Below are 22,117 nucleotides of genomic sequence, written 5' to 3'. Positions count from 1 at the left end.
CGCAACGCATATTCCTGTTCGAGCAGGCGCACCTTGAGCAGGCCACTGTTAAGCGAGGACATCTGTTTCAGCCCGTCGAAACGCTGACTGATGGTTTGCAAGGACCAGACGCCAATGGCCGCCACCAGCGCAGTCAGGAGCAAAACCAGCACAAACCCGATACCCAGTTTTTTCGCCATACCGAGGTTGGCAAAACGTCCTTGCATGGCCGAAATCATTGCGCGTAGTCCCCTGCCATTGTCAGTAGAGCGAAGAGTCGCAACGGCCATCCACCGACACAAGTCTCTGGCGTCGGAATAATGGCAAAAAGCTACGCCCGCGTCGTTTTCAGAACACTTGAGGTCGATCCGAACCGGTGTGGCGGAAAAACTGCCGAGCGCGTGGATCGCATGCATAGGCAACGTTGATGCGCAGCCAGTCGCCCGACTCACCACTGGGACTGAACGCGTCAGGCGCTGACAGCAGCACGCCGCAGTGTTGAGCGTGACGACGCACTCGAACCTGATCGGTCATGCGCGAGCGCGCCCAAATGAAAAGCCCACCCGCAGGTTTGCCGAACACCTCCCAATCGGCGTCCTCCAGCGCCTGCAGCGCGGCGGCGCGATCGGCATTCAAACGTTGACGCTGACGCTGCACCAGTTTGCGGTAAGCGCCACTGACCATCAGACTCGCCAGCACCGCTTCGGAAAACCTCGACACCCCCAAACCACTGATCATCTTGACCTGCGCCAGCCGCCTGACGATTTCGCTGTCGGCGAAGACGAACCCGACCCGCAACGAACTGCTCAGCGTCTTGGAAAAGCTGCCCACGTAAATGACGCGCCCCTCATGGTCCTGCGCCGCCAGTCGTGTGCCGTTGTCCGTATGCAAGTCCGCATAGACGTCGTCTTCAATCACGCGCAAATCGTAAGTCTTGCTCAGTTGCAGGATGCGCTGCGCAACGCTCGGCGACAGGCAAGTGCCGGTAGGGTTGTGATGATGGCTGTTGATGAACAATGCGCCGGGGCGAAACTGTTGCAGCACAGCCTCCAGCGCTTCGATATCCGGCCCGTTCGGGGTACGACGCACCTCGAGCATGTGCACGCCATGCAGACGCAGCAGATCAAACAGCGGCGCGTAACCGGGCGTTTCGACCACCACGCAGTCCCCAGCCTTGAACAAGGTACGCACGATCAGATCCAGCGCATGACTGGCACCGCTGGTACTCAACAGCTGCTCACTGCGGGCCTCGATATTGAGCAGCTTCAGGCGCTTGACGATCTGCTCGCGCAACGCTGGGAGCCCAAAGGGGGTGCTGTAGTTGAACAGACTGGCCATATCGGTGCGCGCCACCTCGCGCAGCGCATAGCTGAGGTCGTCAGGCTCACGCCAGCTTTGCGGCAGACCACCTGCACCCAGCTTCAAGCCACCTGCCGTCTCGCACACGGCCTCGCACCAGGCATGCCGCCCCCCGAATAGCGCCAGTTCATCCTCTGCGCCCAGTGTCGACGGCGAGGCGGCGACAATGAACCCGGTGCCTTGGCAGGTGCTTAGAACGCCCTGCGATACCAGCCGCTCACAGGCCTCGACCACACACGACTGGCTGAGCAGATTACCCCGGGCGATTTGCCTCACGGAGGGCAAACGAGTGGCCGGCGGTACGCCGTTTTGCAGGATCCACTCCGTCAGTCCGTCAACAATCTGCTGCACGACCGGCACCATTGCCTGTCGATCAATTCTCAATTCCATGAGCAAGCAAACTCCTGTCCGTTTTGCTGGCGGCAGTAAATCACAGCCGCGCCGGACAGGCTGTGCGACAACGCCGCCAAAAGCGACCGTTCTAACCGTTTGATACACATTGTTTAAGGGACTTCACGGAACTGACCGTGATCCACAAAAAAGCCCGCAACGAATGCGGGCTGTTTTGATTGTGCTTTGCTCAAAATGCGGTGACGCCGCCATCCACTGCCAGAGAGTGGCCCGTGGTGAAAGCGGCACCGTCGCTGCACAGGTACAACACGGCGCTGGCAATTTCCTCGACCTTGCCGATGCGACCGACCGGGTGCATGGCGTTGGCGAATTCGCCCTTCTTCGGATCAGCCTCATAAGCGCGGCGGAACATGTCGGTATCGATCACCGCCGGACACACCGCGTTGACGCGGATTTTCTTCTTCGCGTACTCAATGGCTGCCGATTTGGTCAAGCCAATCACCGCGTGCTTCGACGCTGCGTAGATGCTCATCTTCGGCGCCGCACCCAGTCCCGCCACCGAAGCGGTATTGACGATCGCGCCGCCACCCTGCGCCAGCAACAATGGCAGTTGATATTTCATGCACAGCCAGACGCCTTTGACGTTGACGCCCATGATTGCGTCGAACTCATCCATCGAGCCTTCGGCGAGTTTGCCTTTTTCGATTTCGATACCGGCATTATTGAAGGCGTAGTCCAGACGGCCATAAGTATTGGTCACCTCGTCCATCAGATTCTTCACTTCGCTTTCGACGGTCACGTTGCAACGCACGAAGGTCGCTTCGCCGCCAGCGGTACGAATCAGCGCGACGGTGCCCTCGCCCCCCGCCGCGTCCAGGTCGGCGACCACCACTTTCAGGCCTTCGGCAGCGAACGCCAGCGCGGTCGCACGGCCGATGCCGTTGGCCGCGCCGGTGACTACGGCAACCTGACCGGAAAACGTCATGCTCATTGTTATGTCCTCGAAGGGATAGATGCAGGGGATTTGTAGAACAGCAGCATAGCCATTGCGGTCTGCCGAACGTCAGCACTATCCAATGGCTGTTTATGTGCCCATGCGCTGCAGTGATAAAACCCGTCGGGTGATCATCACTGCATTGGATCGGCGTGCATTCGCCGCGGCGGCCAACCTTGCGTCATCGCCGGTGAAGGTCTATCAACAAAGCTTCATTCCGTTCGAGTGCCTGTCATGACCAACCAGACCAATCGCCAGTTCCTGCTCGCCAAACGCCCGGTAGGCGCGGCAACCCGCGAGACCTTCACCTATCAGGAAGTCCCGGTGGGTGAACCGGCGGCGGGGCAGATTCTGGTCAAGAACGAATACCTGTCCCTTGACCCGGCCATGCGTGGCTGGATGAACGAAGGCAAGTCCTACATCCCGCCGGTCGGTATCGGCGAAGTCATGCGCGCGTTGGGTGTAGGCAAAGTCGTTGCTTCGAATAATCCGGGCTTTACCGTCGGGGACTACGTCAACGGCGCCATTGGCGTGCAGGATTATTTCCTCGGTGAGCCAAGAGGTTTCTACAAAGTCGATCCGAAACTGGCGCCGCTGCCGGTGTATTTGTCGGCACTGGGCATGACCGGCATGACTGCCTACTTCGCCCTGCTGGATGTCGGCGCACCGAAGGCTGGCGACACCGTGGTGTTGTCGGGCGCAGCAGGGGCGGTGGGCAGCATTGCCGGGCAGATCGCCAAGATCAAAGGTTGTCGTGTGATCGGCATCGCCGGTGGCGCCGACAAGTGCAAATTCCTCATCGACGAACTGGGCTTTGACGGTGCCATCGACTACAAGTCCGAAGACGTTGTAGCCGGGCTTAAACGCGAATGCCCGAAAGGCGTCGACGTTTATTTCGACAACGTTGGCGGTGACATCCTCGATGCAGTGTTGAGTCGGCTTAACATGAAAGCGCGCGTGGTGATCTGCGGCGCGATCAGTCAGTACAACAACAAGGAAGCGGTCAAAGGCCCGGCCAACTATCTGTCGCTGCTGGTCAATCGTGCGCGAATGGAAGGTTTTGTGGTGATGGACTATGCCGCGCAATACGCCAGCGCTGCGCAGGAAATGGCCGGCTGGATGGCCAAGGGGCAGCTCAAGAGCAAGGAAGATATCGTCGAAGGCCTGGAGACGTTCCCGGAGACGCTGATGAAATTGTTCAGCGGCGAGAACTTCGGCAAGTTGGTGTTGAAGGTTTAAGGCCACCACAAAACCAATGTGGGAGCGAGCTTGCTCGCGAAAAGGGAGTGTCAGTCAACATCTGCATCGACTGACTCACCGCATTCGCGAGCAAGCTCGCTCCCACATTTGGATCTTCAGTGTGGCTTAGGCGATTTCGGCTACAACCGACGCCAACGCCTTGGCCGGATCCGCCGCCTGGCTGATCGGACGGCCAATCACCAGATAATCGGACCCGGCATCCAGCGCCTGACGCGGGGTCAAAATACGGCGCTGGTCGTCCTGCGCACTGCCGGCCGGACGAATGCCCGGGGTCACCAGTTGCAGCGACGGATGTGCAGTTTTCAGTGCCGTGGCTTCCAGCGCCGAGCACACCAGACCGTCCATGCCGGCCTTCTCGGCCAGTGCAGCCAGACGCAGCACTTGTTCCTGCGGTTCGATATCCAGACCGATACCGGCCAGATCTTCACGCTCCATGCTGGTCAGCACGGTCACGCCGATCAGCAGCGGTTGCGGGCCGCTGCGCTTGTCCAGCTCTTCACGGCAGGCGGCCATCATGCGCAGGCCGCCGGAGCAATGCACGTTGACCATCCACACACCCATCTCGGCAGCGGCTTTGACGGCCATCGCGGTGGTGTTGGGAATGTCGTGGAATTTCAGGTCGAGGAATACTTCAAAACCCTTGTCACGCAGGGTGCCGACAATTTCGGCGGCGCAACTGGTGAACAGTTCCTTGCCCACTTTGACCCGGCACAGCTTCGGGTCCAACTGGTCGGCCAGCTTCAGTGCGGCGTCACGGGTAGGGAAATCCAGGGCGACGATGATAGGAGTCTGGCAGGCGGACATGAATGGGCTCTCAGGCAGGTCGAAATCGGCGCGCATTGTAGCGGAACCGGCAGCGGCGCGGCACCCGATGATCGGTAAATCGTCGCACCAACCGTGATCAGCATAGCGCTCGCTGCTATTGTGTCGACTCCGTTACACAACCGACACGCCAGCAACAAGCACCCGCGCTAGCCTCGCCAGCCGCAACACGTCCTTACATCAGCACTTCCCGCCTCGCGGCTGGACGCCTATGCTGAACCCACCACCTCGCAGCCCATCTTTTGTGGTTGGCGGCCTACTGGCAGATGAACAGCCTCATGCACAACACCCAAATGACCGCGACCGATGAGCCTAAAGACGACAAGCGCTGGAGCATTCGCGCGCTGATCGTCGATGATGACGTGCCGATTCGCGAGCTGATGATCGATTACCTCGCGCGCTTCAATATCAACGCCAGCGGCGTCACCGACGGTGCGGCCATGCGCCAGGCGCTGCTGGCCGAGCATTTCGACGTGGTGGTGCTCGACCTGATGCTGCCTGGCGAAGACGGTTTGTCGCTGTGCCGCTGGCTGCGCAGCGAATCGGACATTCCGATCCTGATGCTCACCGCACGCTGCGAACCGACCGATCGCATCATCGGCCTGGAACTGGGCGCCGATGACTACATGGCCAAACCGTTCGAACCGCGCGAGTTGGTCGCCCGTATCCAGACCATTCTGCGTCGGGTGCGTGATGACCGTACCGAACAACGCGCCAACATTCGTTTCGACAACTGGCGCCTGAACAGCGTCCTGCGCCAGTTGATCGCCGACGATGGACTGGTGGTGCCGTTGTCCAACGCCGAATTCCGTTTGCTTTGGGTTTTCATCGAGCGCCCGCGCCGAGTGCTCAGCCGGGAACAACTGCTCGACGCCGCGCGCGGTCGTTCGATCGAAGCGTTCGACCGCAGTATCGATCTGCTGGTGTCGCGCCTGCGGCAGAAACTCGGCGACGACCCGAAAGCCCCGCAGTTGATCAAAACCGTGCGCGGTGAGGGTTACCTGTTTGACGCGCGGGACATCGGCTGATGCGGGCGCGCTTCGACACGCTGTTCGGGCGCCTGTTTGGCGTGCTGTTCGTGGCGATTGTCCTGGCGCACCTGTTGGCTTTTGCCTGGTTTCACCATTACGGCCCGCCTCCGCCGCCACCGCCGCCGGAATTTTCCGCGGGCGTCGATGGCCAACGCCCGCCACTGGATCCGCGTTTTGCGCCACGCCCACCGCGCCCATGGTTCGGTGGCCCGTTGGTGCCGCTGACGTTTCAGTTCATCACACTGATGATCGCGGCGTGGTACGGCGCCAAGCTGCTCAGTCGCCCGATCCAGCGCCTGAGCGACGCCGCCGAACGCCTCAGCGAAGACCTCGACAGCCCGCCGCTCGACGAGTCCGGCCCACGGGAAGCACGGCAAGCGGCACACACCTTTAATCTGATGCAACGGCGCATTCGCGAACAGGTTCAACAGCGCGCGCGAATGCTGGGTGCGGTGTCCCATGACCTGCGCACACCGTTGTCACGCCTGAAGCTGCGCCTGGAAAACATCAGCGATGAAAAGCTGCAAGGCCAGATGCGTCAGGATCTGGACGACATGATCGGCATGCTCGACGCCACCCTCACCTATCTGCATGAACAGCGCACCAGCGAAGCGTTGCAGTTGATGGACGTGCAGGCGCTGGTGGAATCGCTGTGCGAAAACGCTCAGGACCAAGGCGCCGACGTCGAGGTCAGCGGACACTGCGCACCCTTGCCGGTGCAACCGATGGCCCTGCGTTCGTGCATCAACAATCTCATGGACAATGCCCTGCGTTATGCCGGCCAGGTCCGCATCGAGATGCAGGATCAGCGCGAGCAGTTGCTGATCCACCTGATCGACCACGGCCCGGGAATTGCCGAGGACAAGCGTGAAGCGGTGTTTGAGCCGTTCTATCGACTGGAAGGCTCGCGCAATCGCAACTCCGGTGGCGTTGGCCTCGGGATGACCATTGCCCGCGAGGCCGCACAGCGCCTGGGTGGGCAACTCAATCTGCAAGAAACCCCGGGCGGCGGCCTCACGGCCATCATTCGCCTCCCCCGCCCCTGAGAAATACACAATCCACTGTGGGAGCGAGCTTGCTCGCGAAGGCATCGGCTGATTCAACATCGAAGTTGAATGTACCGGCGTCTTCGCGAGCAAGCTCGCTCCCACAGAGGTTCAGCGGCGTTCATTCCATCGTGTGTACCCACCGGTACAAACCCCACATACCCACGACACCTTGCGCCCTGACGCTGCATAAGCCGGTACAGCCACCGGTTTTCCATTCCAGGGAGTGAGTCCGATGATCGGTAGCGTCAGCAACTACACGAGCTATACCAGCACCAGCAGCACCTCCACGCAAAACGCGCGCAGCCAGCAACTGCAAAAAGAACTGTTTGCCAGACTCGACAGCAACGGCGACGGCGCAGTGGATCAGGACGAACTGAAAAGCACCCTGTCGCAGAATTCCGACGACGGCCTGCTGGTCAACCTGAGCAAACAGTTCGGCGACCTGGACAGCGACGACAGCGGCAGCCTCAGCGCCGAAGAAATGACCGCCATGGCGCCACCCCCTCCACCGCACGATCAAGCACCGGACACTGACCTCGCCGATGCCTTGATCAGCGCCCTCGACACCGATGGCGACGGCGCCATCAACAGCGACGAACTGAGCAGCGGCCTGACCAGCGCCGGCAGCACAGCCAACAGCAACGAACTCTTCTCCGCCCTCGACAAGAACAAGGACGGCACCGTCAGCCAGGACGAACTCACCGCCAGCCTGAACCCGCCACCGCCTCCACCACCGCAAATCAACAGCGACGAACTGTTCAGCCAGCTCGATGCGGATGGCGATGGCAGCGTGACCGCGACAGAACTCAGCAGCGCACTGCAAACCAGCAGCAACAGCACCGCAACGACCAGCACCGACACCAGCGCCGCATTGCTCAAAGTACTCGACAGCGACAGCAGTGGCGGCGTGAGCAGTGATGAACTGAAAGCGGCTTTACAGGCCGGACGTGAACGACCGGACGAAGAACAGACGGCATCGCCCCAAAGCACGACAGAAGCGCTGAATCGCATGATTGCCAATTTGAGCAAGCAGTACTCGCTCGATAGCGCAGCGCCGGTGGGCAAGTATTTGAATGTGGCGACTTGAGTCGACGCCCCCTCACCCTAACCCTCTCCCAGAGGGAGAGGGGACTGACCGAGGTGTTTGGGAGAGGTACGCCGACGTGCGATACCGCGTTGAACGCAAATCAAACGCCGAACACCCCGTGCTCTTCACCACTCAACAGGATGAGCGTTAGCTCGGCTGCAGCTTTTGATCTTGATCCACCAGCGACGTCGGAAGGCTTCGTTCCGGGATTGATCCGGGCGTGGGAGCGCAGCGACCGTTTGGCGCAGCCAAACACAGCGAGAGGAGGTGCAGCGAAGCAAACCGGAGACGCTGCGCCCGGGTCGATCCCGCAGCGAAGGAACCCCGAGCCCCAGCGAGCGGGCCGCACGCAGGAGCAAGCCTTTTTGGTTACTTTTTTCTGGGCCGGCATTCCGGGCGTTTGGAAAAAGTGACCCGCCGTAAGGGCGGAACCCTAAGCCGCCGTTACCGCAGCAATGGATATACACCCAAACCCAAAACCCAAACCCGCTAGCGCCGCTCCTCAACCCGAGACTGACTCTTGCTCCAATCCGTCAACAAACTATAAGCCACCGCCAACAACGTAGGCCCGATAAACAACCCGATAAACCCAAACGCAATCAACCCGCCAAACACCCCAAGCAACACAATCACCAACGGCAAATTCCCCCCGCGACTGATCAGATACGGCTTGAGCACGTTGTCCACGCCACTGATGATGAACGTCCCCCAGATCCCGAGAAACACCGCCATCCCATACTCACCCTTCCACGCCAGCCAGGCCGTCGCCGGCACCCACACCAAGGGCGGCCCCATCGGAATCAGACTCAACAGGAAGGTGACAATCCCGAGCACCAACGCCCCCGGCACCCCGGCAATCAAAAAACCGATCAACGCCAGAACCGCCTGCGCCGCTGCCGTCCCGATCACCCCGTTGACCACCCGCTGCACAGTCCCGGCGACCAGCTCGATGTAATAACCCGCGCGATCACCGATCAAGCGCTCCAGCAAACTGTGCACAAACGCCGCCAGCCGTGGCCCGTCACGATAGAAAAAGAACACAAAGACAATGCTCAACGTCAGCTCGAGAATCCCGCCGCCAATCTGCGCACTGCGCGCCAGCAGCCAGTTACCGACCTGCCCCAGATAAGGCTTGATCGACACCATCAATGCGGCGCCCTGCTGATCGATGCTGTTCCACAGCCCGACCAGACGCTCGCCCACAAACGGCACAGTCCCCAGCCACACCGGTGCCTCCGGCAGACCGTCGACCTGCACATCCTTGATGAACGCCGTGGCATCACGCACATGATCCCCCACGTTGAACCCCAACCAGACCAGCGGCGCGGCCACGAGCAACATCCAGCCCAGCGTCAGAATCGCCGCGGCCAGCGATTCACGGCCATTGAGCCAACGGGTCAGCAGACGCATCAGCGGCCAACTGGCAAACGCCAGCACCGCACCCCAGAACAGCGCCGACCAGAACGGCGCCATCACCCAGAGGCTGGCCCCAAACAACACCAGCAGCAGGATCTGCACCAGCAGGCGATCGTTATTGAGCATGTAGGGTCTCGAAAAAGTCAGTCAGGCAAAGAGTAGGCGAACACGCCAGGCGTGCTCGCCTGAAACAGCTTAACGCAACAGATCAATGCGCAGGCCAGAGCCTTCGACACTGCCGGTTTCCATGCGTGCCGCCCGCACCCCCTGATTGATCAACGCCTGTCGCCAGGCTTCGGCCTTGGGCCCGGACACCGTCACCCGCAATGTCGTGTCGAGATTGAGACCACGGGAAATCAGCCGCAGCCAAGTGTCATCCGGCTCATTCACGCGGTCAGGAAAGTCCAGCTCACCGGTGCTTTTGAGCTGGCGCAACAAGGTCGCAGAAGTTGGCAGCAACTCACCCAGCGGTGCCACTGCCTCGAACTGTTCGACATGCAGATAGGCTTTGCGATTGCCGCGGGTGATGCTGTAAAGCGCCACCAGCGTGTTGTCGCGCGGCGCGGCCAGCCTCAGCAGCAGATAGGCCTGCTGCTCGTCGGCACCATACAGCTTGGAATTACCAAACACCTCGTTCGCCCACAGGCTGCTTTCCCCGCAATCACGTGCCTGACACCAGAACAGCAATTCGGCGTCCTGCTTTTGCAGGGCCTCGCGGGCGGCGGTGAAGGCTTCGGTGGCGGAGTGTTCGGGCGGCAATTCGTAGGTCACCGACGTGGTCTGGCCACGGGCGGTGACCTGACCGTCGAAGCGCAGTTGCCCGCTGATCTTGCGGATCGAGCCCAGCGGATAGATCCGCTCCAGTTCAACCGGAGGGCGATAGTCGACGATCTGTGCATCGGCCAGACGCGGCACGATCTGCAGATCCTGACTGCCCGGCACATCGGCAGCGAACGAAACGGTACTGAAACAGCACAGTGCCAACAGACTGAGTGACCGTATAGTCAGGCTCATCGGATCGGCAATGCTGGATGATTCGAGGTCGCTGCGGTGTAGAAATCCATCGTGGTTGTCTCCCATTTCAACCCGACCAGCCTCGACAGTTGCCCGCAGCAAGTCAAGGAATGGCGAAGAACCGATTGAAACAGTCTGCGACAAGGTCGGCCCCGACCTCATCATTCAAGTGCAAATGGTGCCCGCCCGCCAACTGTTCCAGGCTAAAGGGTAGTCGCTCCAGCAGCTCCGGATGTTTGGCCAGCATGCCGTCAGCCGCGACCACCAGATGCGCCGGGCAACTGACTCGAAGCGCGAAAGCCATCGCCTGTTCCTGGGTCAGGCGCAGTGGCGATGGCAAGGTCAGGCGATTGTCGGTGCGCCAGGTGTAACCGCCCGGCACCGGCATCAATCCGCGCTGAGCCAACAGTTCAGCCGCCTCACGGCTGACTGCGACCAGACCTTTCATGCGCGCTTCGATAGCGCGGTCGAGGGTGTTGTAGACCGGTTTGCGTTTGTCGCGCAGATCCAGTTGCGCTTGCAGGGCCATGCCCATACGTTCGGCGGCGTTTTCGCCTTTGTCTGTAGGAGGAATCACGCCGTCAATCAGCGCCAGATGGCTGATGCGTTCCGGTAACGAACCCGCCAACACCATCGAGACAATGGCGCCCATCGAATGCCCGAGCAGGCCGAAACGTTTCCAGCCCAGTTGCTCGGCAACCTGCAGCACATCATGGGCGTAGTCCCACAGTGCATAGCCGGCGCCATTCGGCCGGTGGCCTGAGTGCCCGTGCCCGGCCATGTCCAAAGCAATAATGCGCAAGCCTTTGAGCTTCGGCGCCAACCGCGCGAAGCTGTTGGCGTTGTCGAGCCAGCCATGCAGCGCGATCACCGGCACACCGTCCTCGGGCCCGAACAAATGCGCGGCCAGTTCGATATGCGGCAGGCTCAGGCGCACTTCTTCGAAGGTCGGACTCATGCGCAATCCCTGTCCTGACGGTTTTCCCAGCGAGTGAACAGCGTCTTCAGCAGACGTGCAGTGTCCTGCGGCCGTTCGAGCGGAAACATGTGGCCACCGGGCATGCTCAGTGCCTCACCTTGCGCCAGATGCGAAACGAAGCGGGTGTGATGGCGCATGACCACGCGGCTCTTGTGCCCGCGCACCACTGCCAGCGGCACTTGTAATTGGCGAGTACGACCAGGGCTGGTGTGCGGCACGCCGCGATAGATGCTGATCTCGGTGGCTGGGTCGAAACGCAGGCGCAGTTTGTCGCCGACCTGATGCAACCCGTGTTGCAGGTACGCGTCGAAACACTCCGGGTCGAAACCACGAAACAAGGTCTTGCCGGCGAAATAGCTGCGCGCACTGTCGAGGTCGGCAAACTCTTCACGGCGCCCCAGCGTCCGCCCGGCCGGGGTCAGTCTGTCGATGAATCCAAAGCGCTTGGCCGCACGGATTACCCACTGATCGGTGCGGGTCAGCACGGGCGAATCAAGCATCACCACGCCGCGATACAGCTCCGGGCAACGCAGCGCTGCGTGCAAGTGCAAGACGCCACCGAAAGAATGGCCGACACCCCAGACTGGCTGATCCTGCTGCTGCAAATGGTGGATCAACTCGTCGACAAGGTTGTACCAGTTGTCGTCCGCCGGGAAACGCGGGTCATGGGCGTGCTGCTCCAGATGCGCAACCCGGTACTCAGGCGCCAGCGCCGCGAACAACTTGCCATAGGTGCCCGAGGGGAACCCGTTGGCGTGGGCGAAAAAGATCGGTTGCGACATACCGGAAAATCCATGAGCGGGAAACGTGGCGTTGATTGTCCGCAAGACCGCGCCCTACAGCAATGACCGTAACTGCCAGGAATGATGACAGTCCGGTCAGGGCTATGGTGAGTCAGTCGGATCGCTACCCCCTCACCCCAGCCCTCTCCCCCAAGGGGGCGAGGGGGAAGGGAGCAGATTTGCATGAGTTTCAAAACCTGAACTCGGCTCGATAACTCAGGTCGGCGCAACTCGAACATCCAGCCCGGTCAGTCCCCTCTCCCTCTGGGAGAGGGTTAGGGTGAGGGTGGCTGCTCACCCAGCGGCACCACCGCCATGGTCAGCCGCGACACACAACTGGCCTTGCCTTCGTCGCTGGTCAAACGGATATCCCATACATGAGTGGTGCGGCCAATGTGAATCGGCTTGGCCACCGCCGTCACCCGACCACTGCGCAAGCCGCGCAAATGGTTGGCGTTGATCTCAAGGCCGACGCAATAAAACTTGCTGGCATCGATGCACAAATAACTGGCCATCGAACCAACGGTTTCCGCCAGTACCACCGATGCGCCGCCATGCAGTAAGCCGTAGGGCTGATGAGTGCGATGGTCGATGACCATGCTCGCGGTCAGCGATGCTTCGTCGAACGCTTCGAAGCGGATGTCGAGCACTTCGCCGATGGTGTTCTTCTGGATTGCGTTCAACTGCTCGATGTTCGGAGTGGTTCGCCACAGGCTCATCGCAGACTTCCTTTGTTGTTTTAGTGGTCGCTCAATCCTGCCACAGCACCGCCTCGTTGCGCTCGCTCCATTCTTCGAAGCGCGCGCCATAAGTGTCTTCGATAACGTTGCGCTTGATCTTCAGGGTCGGCGTGAGAAAACCGTTTTCCACCGCCCAGCTGTCCTTGACCACCACCAGTCGACGCAGGCGCTCATGTTTGTCGAGTACGGCGTTGACCTCTTCCAGCAGTTTTTCCAGGCTCGAATGCAGACTCGCCCGACCCTCCTCCTGATTGACGCTCGACAGCACACACAACCCCAACGGCGCGCTTAAACCGTCTCCCACCACGCACACCTGTTCAATGCGCGAATGCACCGCCAGACGATTTTCGATCGGGGCCGGGGCGACGTATTTGCCCTTGCTGGTCTTGAAGATTTCCTTCAGTCGGCCGGTCAGACGCAGGCGCCCTTCGGCATCTTGTTCACCCTTGTCGCCGGTGCGCAGAAAGCCGTCCTCGGTCAGGGTCTCGGCGGTTTTCTGCGGTTCCTTGAAGTAGCCGAGCATATTCGCCTGACTGCGCACCTGGACTTCGCCGGACTCATCGATGCGTACCTCGACATCCGGGCACGGTTTGCCGATCCAGCCTTGTTTGTATTGCCCCGGCAGGCAGATGTGTGAGTAGCCGCAGCCCTCGGTCATGCCGTAGACCTCCAAAACATCAAGGCCAAGTTTCTGATACCAGGCGAGCAATGTCTGCGGCACCGGCGCGGCACCGGACAACGCCACGCGCAAGGCGTCCAGCCCCAGCCCCGCCAGCACTTTGTGCCCGACTCGTTTGCCAATGAATGGCAGGCCGAGAAGAAATTCCAGACGCTTCGCCGGGATCTTGCTGTACACGCCCATCTGGAATTTGGTCCAGATGCGCGGCACGCCGAACATCGCGGTGGGTCGCGCGCGCTGCAAGTCAGTGATAAAGGTCTCGAGACTTTCGGCGAAAAACACCGTCTGCCCGGTGTAGATCGACGCCAGTTCCACGAACATGCGTTCGGCGACATGGCACAGCGGCAAGTACGAGAGCAATCGATCGTTCTCGTTAAGCCCGAACAATTGTGTGCCGCGCGTTGTGGCAAAACCCAAATTGGCAAAACTGTGCATCACGCCTTTGGGCAGGCCGGTGGTGCCGGAGGTATAGATGATCGTCGCCAGTTGCTCGGCGCCCGGGCGCGGATCGTCCTGAATCGGTGAGCTGCGCTGCAAGTCCGCCCAGCTGAAATCGAAATCCCCGGGCGGGTGCAGTGGCAGGCTGATGGTCGGCAAATCGGCCGGCACGCCTTTGGCCATGCCCGGCCAGTCGTCGAGTTTGCCGATGAAGGCCAGGACGCTTTCCGAGTGATTGAGCACTTGCGCAACGGAGTCGGCGGTGAGGTTGGGATACAACGGAACGGACACGTGCCCGGCCATCCAGATCGCCAGGTCGGCGATGATCCAGTGCGCGCAGTTTTTCGAGATCAGGGCGATGTGGCTGCCTTGCGGCAACTCGCGGGCGCGCAACCAGTGCGCAGCGCAGCGAGCCTGATGGCCGACGTCAGCCCAGCTCAGCGTTTCGATCTGACCGCCGCCGCTGGGCTGCACGAGGAAGCGCTGGCGTGGGTGCCGGGCTTCACGTTCGTAAAACACGTCCAGCGGCAAACGGAAGGCGGCAGACATGCGACTCGCTCCTGTTTTTTGGGTCTGGAGCAAGCGTAGTCAACCAAGCAAGTGCTTGGTTGGAAAATTCAAACAAATAATTTCATGGGTTGGCAGAAACCAATGTGGGAGCGAGCTTGCTCGCGAATGCAGTGTGTCAGACACATAAAGAGTGAATGACACGCCGCTTTCGCGAGCAAGCTCGCTCCCACAAGGGATCAGCGTTACGGATGTTTGAGGCTGTTGAGGGTCATCGAGCCGATCAACAACTCAGGGCTTTCCAGCTCAGCCAGCCCAGCGGTGCTGACCTTCTCCGGCGGATACCCGGCGCCATGCTGCAGATAGCTGAGCAAATTGCCCACCAACGGATTGTGACTGACCAGCAGCACATTGCTCACCGACACCAGTTGATCAGTGACTTTGTCCGGATCAACTTCCGGCGTCAGCCACTCCACCGTGCGGATTTCCGGCTCGAATCCCAGCGCTTCACGAACAATCTGCGCAGTCTGTTGCGCGCGCATATAAGGGCTGGCGTAAATCGCCGTCAGCGGCTGGCCGATCAAATGCGCGGCGCTGCTCAAGGCTTCTTTGCGACCGTGATCGGTCAGTTCCCTTTCGGAGTCCGGGCACGAGCCATAAGGCACGGCCTCACCGTGACGCAATACCCAGAGTTTCATAGCTTGGGTTCCTCATCTCGAGCCGGATGCGGTGCGGGGGCGACGGCGTGCGGCGCTTCACCTTCCGGAGTACGCGGCGTTGGCCAGTCGGCGAACGGCCACGGTTTCTGGTCGCTGTGAAAACTGCCGAAACGGCCGATCTGCGCCAAAAACTGGCTCAGGCTGTCGCCGAAGTTCATCAGGCTGGCGCTCGGCGCGCCATAGATCAAACGATAGATCAGTTGCACCAGCACCACCGCGCCGAGGATGAACTGCGCCACTTGCCAGACCAGCACGTAAACGATCATCCACAACACCCGCAGGAGGATGGATTCGTACTTGGCTTCGGTTTTCGGATCGTTCATGGCTTGCTCCCCTGTCCGTAGATAAAAGCTGGATTCAGTTGAAACCGCTGGTGGAAATAAAATCGACGTCGGTTTTCGGCTCGGCCCGCATTAATAGACCGATCACCTGCTCCAGCGTGCGTCCCTCGAACAGGATCGCGTGCAGCCCGGCGACCAGCGGCATGTACACGCCGACTTCCTGGGATTTGGCCTTGAGCACTTTCAGCGTGTTGACGCCTTCAGCGACTTCACCGAGGCGCGACACTGCTTCGTCGAGGCTCAAGCCCTGACCCAACGCGAAACCGACCTGATAGTTGCGGCTCTTCGGCGACGAGCAAGTGACGATCAGATCGCCAACACCAGCCAGACCGAGGAAGGTCATCGGGTTGGCGCCTTGATTCACGGCAAAGCGAGTCATCTCCGCCAGTGCGCGAGTAATCAGCATGCTCTTGGTGTTCTCGCCCATCTCCAGCGCCACCGCCATGCCGGCGATGATCGCGTAGACGTTTTTCAACGCCCCGCCCAACTCGACACCGAAACGGTCAGCGCTGGCGTAAACGCGGAAAGTGCGACCGTGCAGCGCAGCCTGCACGGCCTTGCACAATTCTTCGTCTTCACTGGCGACCACAGTGGCGGTCAGTGCGTGCTCGGCAATTTCCCGCGCCAGGTTCGGCCCGGACAACACGCCGATACGCGCGTTCGGGGCGATCTCTTCGAGGATCTGGCTCATCAGTTTGAACGTCTGGGCTTCGATGCCCTTGGTCAGGCTGACCAGCATCTTGCCGCTCAACCGCTCGGCGTGGGCGGCGAGTACCGTGCGCAGCGCGCTGGAAGGCAGCGCGACAAAACACAAATCGCAGGCGTCGAGGGTTTCCTGCAGGTCGGTGACGGCGGTCACCCCCGGCAGAATCTTGATGCCTTTGAGGTAACGCGGGTTTTCGCGATTGACCCGGATGGCCTCGGCCTGCTCGGGGTCACGCATCCACTGCCGGACTTGATGGCCGTTCTCGGCCAATAGATTGGCCACGGCGGTACCAAAACTTCCGCCTCCCAGGACCGCAATCGGGCGCTGTTCAGTCATATGCAATCCGTTAATCCATACCAGTGGCGATGCCGGCATTATACGGGGCGACCCGGTCCCGGCCAGCCCCCGCAACAATTACCGACACTTGTAGGAAGAAGACCAATAAAACCTAGGAAAATGCCTGCAACGTGACTGGAAAAGTCGCTGTCCTCGGTTAACATGCGCGCCAATTCTTCGCTATCAAGGTTGTGTCGTGTCTTTTGGCTCTGCGTCCCCGCGTTCGTCTGTCTTACTGGCGCTGCTGTTCAGCCCGCTAGTGCTGGCGGACGACCTGTTCCTGGACAACGAAGCACTGCCGCAGGTGCTGACCGCCACGCGCCTGAAACAGACGCCGGCAGAAGTGCCGGGGAGCATGACCGTCATCGACAGCGAATTGATCAACGCCAGCGGCGCACGCGACATCAGCGAACTGCTGCGGCTGGTGCCGGGAATGATGGTCGGCAACATCAGCGGCAATCAGGCGGCGGTCAACTACCACGGCACCAACGCCAGCGAAGCACGGCGCATGCAGGTGCTGATCGACGGCCGCTCGGTGTATCGCGCCGGTTTGTCCACGGTGGACTGGAGCGATATTCCGGTGGCCGTGGAAGACATCGAGCGCATCGAGGTTTTTCGCGGCCCGAACACCGTCAGTTACGGCGCCAACGCGCTGATGGCAGTGGTCAATATCATCACTCGGAACCCGGCGGACAGCCACGGCACGCGGTTGAAGTACACCCGTGGCCAACGCGGCATCAATGATTTTTATGCCAGCCAGGGCACCGGCTGGAATGGCGGTGATCTGCGCCTGTCGTTGTCCGGCCAGGAGGACGACGGCTTCGACAGCGATCGCACCGGCGCCGACTACCGTGACAGCCGCCGCTTGAACCGTTTCAGTCTTGCGGTCAGCCACACCCTCAGCGATAACCAGAGCCTCGACTGGCAGGTCAACGCAAAGGACGGCACCAACCAACGGCCGTACACGTACCGTCCGGTGTTCTCCGGGATTACTGCCGCCGGGAACAATTCCGACGTGGTCGCCAAGGACTATGCCGGCTCGGTGCGCTGGAACCTCGACATCAACCCCGAACACAGCCTTTATATACAAGGCTCGGCGCAACACTGGGATCGACAGCAAACCTGGCGCGCCTGCGATGCCGAAGTGTCGTTCAGCCCTGAACTGACGCAGTTGTGGCAACTCAACCCGAATTACACCGAACGTCTGGCGCGCAACATCACCCGGTTCACCGGCCCCGGCGCTGAGCCCGGCACCCCGCAGGAAATGGCTCTGGCCAATCAGGTGCTCGATCAGTGGCGCAACGGTGCGAGTCGAACCCTGTGCGGCGACATCGACCAGAGCGCCCGCGAATCGCGTTACGACCTCGAATTGCAAGACACCCTCAGCCTGTCCGACAGCCTGCGCCTGGTCAGCGGCATGAACTATCGTTACGACCGCGCCGACTCCGAGACCTACTTCAATGGCACGCTGGACGACACCACGTGGCGCGCGTTCGGCCAACTGGAATGGCGTGCCACGGAACACTGGCTGTTGCAGGGCGGTGCGATGTTCGAAGACACGCAATTGATCGGCAGTTCGCTGACCCCGCGATTTGCCGTCAATTACCTGATCAACCCGCGTCACGGCTTGCGCGCGGTGTACTCGGAGGCGATCCGCTCGCCGGACATGTTCGAGAACAATGTGAACTGGAGCTATCAGGTCAGCAACCTGCGACCCTCGGCCTACGGCCAGTCTTCGGCGCGCTACTTTGTCAAGACGCGTGGCCCGGGCGATCTCGATCAGGAACACATGCGCTCGCGGGAGCTGGGCTACAACGGCTATTTCGCCGAACTGGGCCTGGCCCTGGATGTGAAGCTGTTCTACGACGAGATCACCGGAATGATCAGTGAGCCGCTGCGCAACAACCAATACATCGCGAGCAACGCCAACAGCTCACGGTTTCGCGGTACTGAAGCACAGCTCGACTGGCGCGTGAGCCTGGCCGACCGCTTGCGTTTTACGTACGCCTTCGTCGATGCCGAGGCGAGTAACCCACTGGATCAGCAGTTCACTTCGCGCAACAGCGGTTCGGCCGGCTGGCTCCGCGACTGGGGCCATGGCTGGAACAGCGCCCTCTTCTATTACGGCGACAACGCGCTCAACGGCTACCGTTTCGAACGCGTCGACACGCGCATCGCCAAACGCATTCCAATGGGCAAAGCGCAACTGCAACTGGCCGGCGTGCTGCAACAGCGCCTCGATCATGAGCCAACCACCTTCGTCGACAACAATTACGACGAGCGCCGAGTGATGTACTTCAGTGCCGAGCTGGAGTTCTAGGATGCGCTACGGGCCGTCACGGAAGCTGCCAACCCTTGGCCACTGGCTGGCCGGGGTCTGCCTGTTTCTGACCGCATGGCTGCACGGCGTGGCGGTGCAGGCGGCCGATATTCTGTTGACCGGCGCCGAGGAGAGTCCTGGCGTGCAAGCGTTCGTGCAGGCACTCAGCGAATTGCGCCCGACCGACAATGTGCGTTTCCAGCCGCTGGCCAGTCTGCCGGCACCGGGCAAACTGCCCGCCAGCCTGCGCCTGATTCTGCTCGACCTGCCGAGTCTCGACTGGCGTCTGCAAGAACCGCAAGGGCCGGCAACACTGGTACTGCGCATCAGTCGCCTGCAGGCTCGCCAGCGCTTGGGCAGCGCGCAACCGGCGCATTTGAGTTTGCTGTGGAGTGATCCGCCGCTGGGCCGCCAGCTGCAATTGATTCGGCGCATTTTGCCCCAGGCCCGGCGGATCGGCGTGCTGTTTGATCAGCACAGCGAATTCCTTCTCAAGGAACTGAATCTCGCCGCCGAACAGCTGAAACTGCAAGTCGTCAGCCAGCGCTGGGACAACACCCACGACAGCCGTCCCTTGCAAACCGTGCTGAAGAACAGCGACGTCTTGCTGGGCCTCGACGACCCCGACCTGTACAACCCGAAAACCGCGAAAAACCTGCTGCTCAGCAGCTACTCACGGCAAGTCGCGCTGGTCGGTCCCAACGTAGCATTCGTTCGCGCCGGCAGCCTTGCCAGTACGTACAGCGATCAGAACGACTGGCTGGCGATGCTCGATCAATTGCTCGACCAACCGCCGGCCAGTTGGCCGCGAACCCTCTACCCCGCACGTTTCAAGGTCTCAAGTAATGCGCAGGTCGCTCGTTCACTCGGTATCGAACCGTTGAATGAAGCGTCTGTCGCCAGCACGCTGGCTGAAGGAGAACACCGCCCATGAGTTTCCGTCGCCGTTGGGACATCAATACCCGCACCCAACTGATCAGCCTGGGTCCGGCGTTGTTGTTGACCCTGTTGTTGATCAGCTTCTTCACCTTCGTGCGCATTCAGGATTTGCGTCAGGAACTGAACCACACCGGCCAACTGATCGCCAACCAACTGGCACCCGCTACCCAATACGGAGTGATTTCCGGCAACAACGAAGTGCTGGAAAGCCTGCTCAAAGCCACGCTGGCCACGCCCAATGTGCGTTTTCTTGAAGTGCAGGACAGCGCCAACCGGATTCTGGTGTACGTCGAGCAACCCGCCGCCGCGCACAGCCGACCGCATCAGGTCGAAGTATTCCAGGCGCCGGTACGCTTGCAGCGCATCGCCCTGCACAACGATTTCTTTCAGGACGGCAAGGTCAACAATGGCGGGGCCAGCGAAGATTATCTGGGCCGGGTGATCGTCGGTCTGTCCAACGATGCCTTCAGTCAGCGCCAGCAGGAAATCCTGTTCAAGGCCGCAATTCTCGCGCTGTTCGCCCTGCTCTTCACGTTTGTGTTGGCGCGGCGTCTGGCCGGCAGCTTGTCGCAGCCGATCCGCGATATCGGCGACGCGGTGAAGGCCATTCAAGACGGCGACTACAAAACGCCACTGCCCATTGTCGATGACACCGAACTCGGTGCCCTGTCACAACACATCAATAACCTCGCCCAGGCGCTGGAGCAGGCCAGCCGTGAGCAGCATCAAGCCATGGCGCAACTGATCCAGACCCGCGAAGAAGCGGAAAAGGCCAACAACGCCAAGTCCGATTTCCTGGCGATGATGAGCCATGAACTGCGCACGCCCATGAACGGCGTGCTGGGCATGCTGCAATTGCTGGAAACCACCGAGATGACCGAGGAGCAGGTCGAATACGCCGCTCTCGCCTCGGAGTCCACCGAACACCTGCTGAAAGTCATTAACGATATTCTCGACTTCTCGCGCATCGAACGTTCCGAGCTGGAACTGGAGCACATCCCGTTCAACCTCGCCGAACTGATCGGCGCCTGCGCGCAGTCGTTCCAGCACAGCGCGGTACAGCGAGGGCTGGCGCTGAATCTGCGCATCCCGGACGACATGCGCGGTTTGCAGGTACAGGGCGATCCGACGCGGATCCGGCAGATTCTGGTCAACCTGGTCGGCAACGCGCTGAAATTCACCGAGCACGGTCGGGTCAGCATCGAGGCGCAGTGGCAGTCGCTGGATCACGAACTGCTGTGGTTCACCTGTTCGGTGCGCGACAGCGGCATCGGTATTTCTTCTGAAAGTCTGGAGTTGATGTTCAACGCTTTCCAGCAGGCCGACAGTTCGATTTCTCGACGCTACGGCGGCACCGGCCTCGGTCTGCCGATCGCCCGTACGCTGGCCGAACGCATGGGGGGCACCTTGCGCGCGCAGAGCGAGGAAGGTCGCGGCTCGGTGTTCACCCTGGAAATTCCGCTCGCACTCTATAAACAGACGCTGCCGACATTGGCCGCACCGCGTGCGCTGAACGGCAAGGGCCAGGGCGAAGGGCGCAATGTCCTGCTGGTCGAAGACAACCCGGTGAACCAGACCGTGATTGAAGCGATGCTGCGCAGTCTGGGCTTTACTGTCAGTGTTGCCATCGATGGCGCACAAGCCGTGCGCAGCGCCGAGGGCAGCGACTTCGAAGTGATTCTCATGGATTGCCGCTTGCCGATCATTGATGGCTACGAAGCGACACGGCAGATCCGTCTTCTGCCGGGCCGCAGCGAAGTGCCGATCATCGCCCTGACGGCCAATGCCTTGCAGGGTGACCGCGAAACCTGTCTGTCGGCGGGCATGAACGATTATTTGGCGAAGCCGTTCAAACGTAATGATCTGCAGCAGATTCTGCAGCGCTGGGTGTCGTAGTGTGGGCCTTTCGACCATTCGCGACTGGCGTGAAAAGCGAAAGTGCGGCAGTCTTAGGCACCCGAACGAGCCTCAAAAGGGGCTTGAATAAAAATTTCAGTGCACAAGTGTACATTCATGTCCTTGGTGCTGTGACTTTCACCACAACGCAATAGTCTATGAGTAGGCTGCCGGTTCGAGGCATGAACGCTTCGAACGGTCGGGAAGATTTGCCCCACCTGCCGCATGGGATTATTGAGGAGCTCGCATGACCAAACAAAACGCCTTTACTCGGGAAGATCTGCTGCGCTGCAGTCGCGGTGAGCTGGTCGGCCCAGGTAACGCGCAACTGCCCGCCCCGAACATGCTGATGGTTGATCGAATCACTTTGATC

At 60.6% G+C, this 22,117-nt stretch carries 20 protein-coding genes and 1 pseudogene; 9 read left to right on the top strand and 12 right to left on the bottom strand.

Annotated elements, in window-relative coordinates:
- Positions 1-327: 327 nt before the first annotated feature.
- Positions 328-1,728 (bottom strand): PLP-dependent aminotransferase family protein, encoded by a 1,401-nt coding sequence (locus ACIF4X_RS24095; RefSeq protein WP_397484026.1) that lies wholly within the window; start codon positions 1,726-1,728, stop codon positions 328-330.
- A 190-nt stretch (positions 1,729-1,918) separates the two neighbouring features.
- Positions 1,919-2,680 carry an SDR family oxidoreductase gene (locus ACIF4X_RS24090; protein WP_397484025.1) on the bottom strand — a complete coding sequence of 254 codons (762 nt, stop codon included), beginning with the start codon at positions 2,678-2,680 and terminating at the stop codon, positions 1,919-1,921.
- A gap of 55 nt (positions 2,681-2,735) precedes the next feature.
- On the opposite strand from ACIF4X_RS24090, the gene ACIF4X_RS24085 reads away from it, so the two are divergent.
- Entirely contained in the window at positions 2,736-2,921 is a 186-nt protein-coding gene (locus ACIF4X_RS24085; RefSeq protein WP_397484024.1) for a hypothetical protein, read from the top strand.
- Positions 2,918-3,922 carry an NADP-dependent oxidoreductase gene (locus ACIF4X_RS24080; protein ID WP_397484023.1) on the top strand — a complete coding sequence of 335 codons (1,005 nt, stop codon included), beginning with the start codon at positions 2,918-2,920 and terminating at the stop codon, positions 3,920-3,922. The genes ACIF4X_RS24085 and ACIF4X_RS24080 overlap by 4 nt, the downstream gene beginning before the upstream one ends.
- A gap of 126 nt (positions 3,923-4,048) precedes the next feature.
- Here the strand turns inward: ACIF4X_RS24080 and pyrF are convergent, their stop codons facing one another.
- Positions 4,049-4,747 (bottom strand): orotidine-5'-phosphate decarboxylase, encoded by a 699-nt coding sequence (gene pyrF / locus ACIF4X_RS24075; protein WP_185036818.1) that lies wholly within the window; start codon positions 4,745-4,747, stop codon positions 4,049-4,051.
- A gap of 284 nt (positions 4,748-5,031) precedes the next feature.
- On the opposite strand from pyrF, the gene ACIF4X_RS24070 reads away from it, so the two are divergent.
- The 3 genes from ACIF4X_RS24070 (at position 5,032) to xopAW (ending at position 7,932) form a co-directional block, all read left to right on the top strand.
- Positions 5,032-5,793, top strand: a complete 762-nt coding sequence (locus ACIF4X_RS24070; protein WP_397484022.1) for a response regulator — start codon at positions 5,032-5,034, stop codon at positions 5,791-5,793.
- Positions 5,793-6,842, top strand: coding sequence for an ATP-binding protein (locus tag ACIF4X_RS24065; RefSeq protein ID WP_397484021.1), 1,050 nt, complete (start codon positions 5,793-5,795; stop codon positions 6,840-6,842). Before ACIF4X_RS24070 ends, ACIF4X_RS24065 begins: the two co-directional genes overlap by 1 nt.
- Positions 6,843-7,077: 235 nt before the next feature.
- Complete coding sequence (xopAW, locus tag ACIF4X_RS24060; RefSeq protein WP_397484020.1) at positions 7,078-7,932, top strand: XopAW family type III secretion system calcium-binding effector; 855 nt, start codon at positions 7,078-7,080, stop codon at positions 7,930-7,932.
- Positions 7,933-8,421: 489 nt separating this feature from the next.
- On the opposite strand, the gene ACIF4X_RS24055 is transcribed toward xopAW, so the two are convergent.
- From ACIF4X_RS24055 to ACIF4X_RS24015, 9 genes are all read right to left on the bottom strand, one after another.
- A complete protein-coding gene (locus ACIF4X_RS24055; protein WP_397484019.1) occupies positions 8,422-9,474 on the bottom strand; it encodes an AI-2E family transporter in 1,053 nt (350 codons plus the stop codon).
- 69 nt (positions 9,475-9,543) lie between these two features.
- A complete protein-coding gene (locus ACIF4X_RS24050) occupies positions 9,544-10,350 on the bottom strand; it encodes a DUF4892 domain-containing protein (protein WP_141129564.1) in 807 nt (268 codons plus the stop codon).
- 115 nt (positions 10,351-10,465) lie between these two features.
- Positions 10,466-11,320, bottom strand: a complete 855-nt coding sequence (locus ACIF4X_RS24045; RefSeq protein WP_397484018.1) for an alpha/beta hydrolase — start codon at positions 11,318-11,320, stop codon at positions 10,466-10,468.
- A complete protein-coding gene (locus tag ACIF4X_RS24040; RefSeq protein ID WP_397484017.1) occupies positions 11,317-12,123 on the bottom strand; it encodes an alpha/beta fold hydrolase in 807 nt (268 codons plus the stop codon). The genes ACIF4X_RS24045 and ACIF4X_RS24040 overlap by 4 nt, the downstream gene beginning before the upstream one ends.
- Before the next feature lie 275 nt (positions 12,124-12,398).
- Complete coding sequence (locus tag ACIF4X_RS24035) at positions 12,399-12,842, bottom strand: hotdog fold thioesterase (protein WP_064117511.1); 444 nt, start codon at positions 12,840-12,842, stop codon at positions 12,399-12,401.
- A 31-nt stretch (positions 12,843-12,873) separates the two neighbouring features.
- A complete protein-coding gene (locus ACIF4X_RS24030; protein ID WP_397484016.1) occupies positions 12,874-14,529 on the bottom strand; it encodes an AMP-binding protein in 1,656 nt (551 codons plus the stop codon).
- Between the two features lie 203 nt (positions 14,530-14,732).
- Positions 14,733-15,185 carry a phosphohistidine phosphatase SixA gene (sixA, locus tag ACIF4X_RS24025; RefSeq protein ID WP_397484015.1) on the bottom strand — a complete coding sequence of 151 codons (453 nt, stop codon included), beginning with the start codon at positions 15,183-15,185 and terminating at the stop codon, positions 14,733-14,735.
- Positions 15,182-15,529 (bottom strand): DUF4389 domain-containing protein, encoded by a 348-nt coding sequence (locus ACIF4X_RS24020; RefSeq protein WP_046046475.1) that lies wholly within the window; start codon positions 15,527-15,529, stop codon positions 15,182-15,184. The genes sixA and ACIF4X_RS24020 overlap by 4 nt, the downstream gene beginning before the upstream one ends.
- Before the next feature lie 34 nt (positions 15,530-15,563).
- Positions 15,564-16,589: an NAD(P)H-dependent glycerol-3-phosphate dehydrogenase gene (locus tag ACIF4X_RS24015; protein ID WP_077574109.1), complete on the bottom strand. Its 1,026-nt coding sequence runs from the start codon at positions 16,587-16,589 to the stop codon at positions 15,564-15,566.
- 196 nt (positions 16,590-16,785) lie between these two features.
- Between ACIF4X_RS24015 and ACIF4X_RS24010 the strand changes: the two genes are divergently transcribed.
- From ACIF4X_RS24010 to ACIF4X_RS23995, 4 genes and pseudogenes are all read left to right on the top strand, one after another.
- Positions 16,786-18,909, top strand: coding sequence for a TonB-dependent receptor plug domain-containing protein (locus ACIF4X_RS24010; protein WP_397484014.1), 2,124 nt, complete (start codon positions 16,786-16,788; stop codon positions 18,907-18,909).
- Between the two features lies 1 nt (position 18,910).
- Complete coding sequence (locus ACIF4X_RS24005) at positions 18,911-19,843, top strand: ABC transporter substrate-binding protein (RefSeq protein ID WP_397484013.1); 933 nt, start codon at positions 18,911-18,913, stop codon at positions 19,841-19,843.
- A complete protein-coding gene (locus ACIF4X_RS24000; protein WP_397484012.1) occupies positions 19,840-21,744 on the top strand; it encodes an ATP-binding protein in 1,905 nt (634 codons plus the stop codon). The genes ACIF4X_RS24005 and ACIF4X_RS24000 overlap by 4 nt, the downstream gene beginning before the upstream one ends.
- Before the next feature lie 247 nt (positions 21,745-21,991).
- Positions 21,992-22,117 (top strand): annotated as a pseudogene (locus tag ACIF4X_RS23995) (beta-hydroxydecanoyl-ACP dehydratase); the annotation flags it as partial.

It is taken from the genome of Pseudomonas sp. NPDC085632, assembly GCF_044541255.1.
Taxonomy (GTDB): domain Bacteria; phylum Pseudomonadota; class Gammaproteobacteria; order Pseudomonadales; family Pseudomonadaceae; genus Aquipseudomonas.
This window is presented reverse-complemented; position numbering and strand designations above follow the sequence as displayed.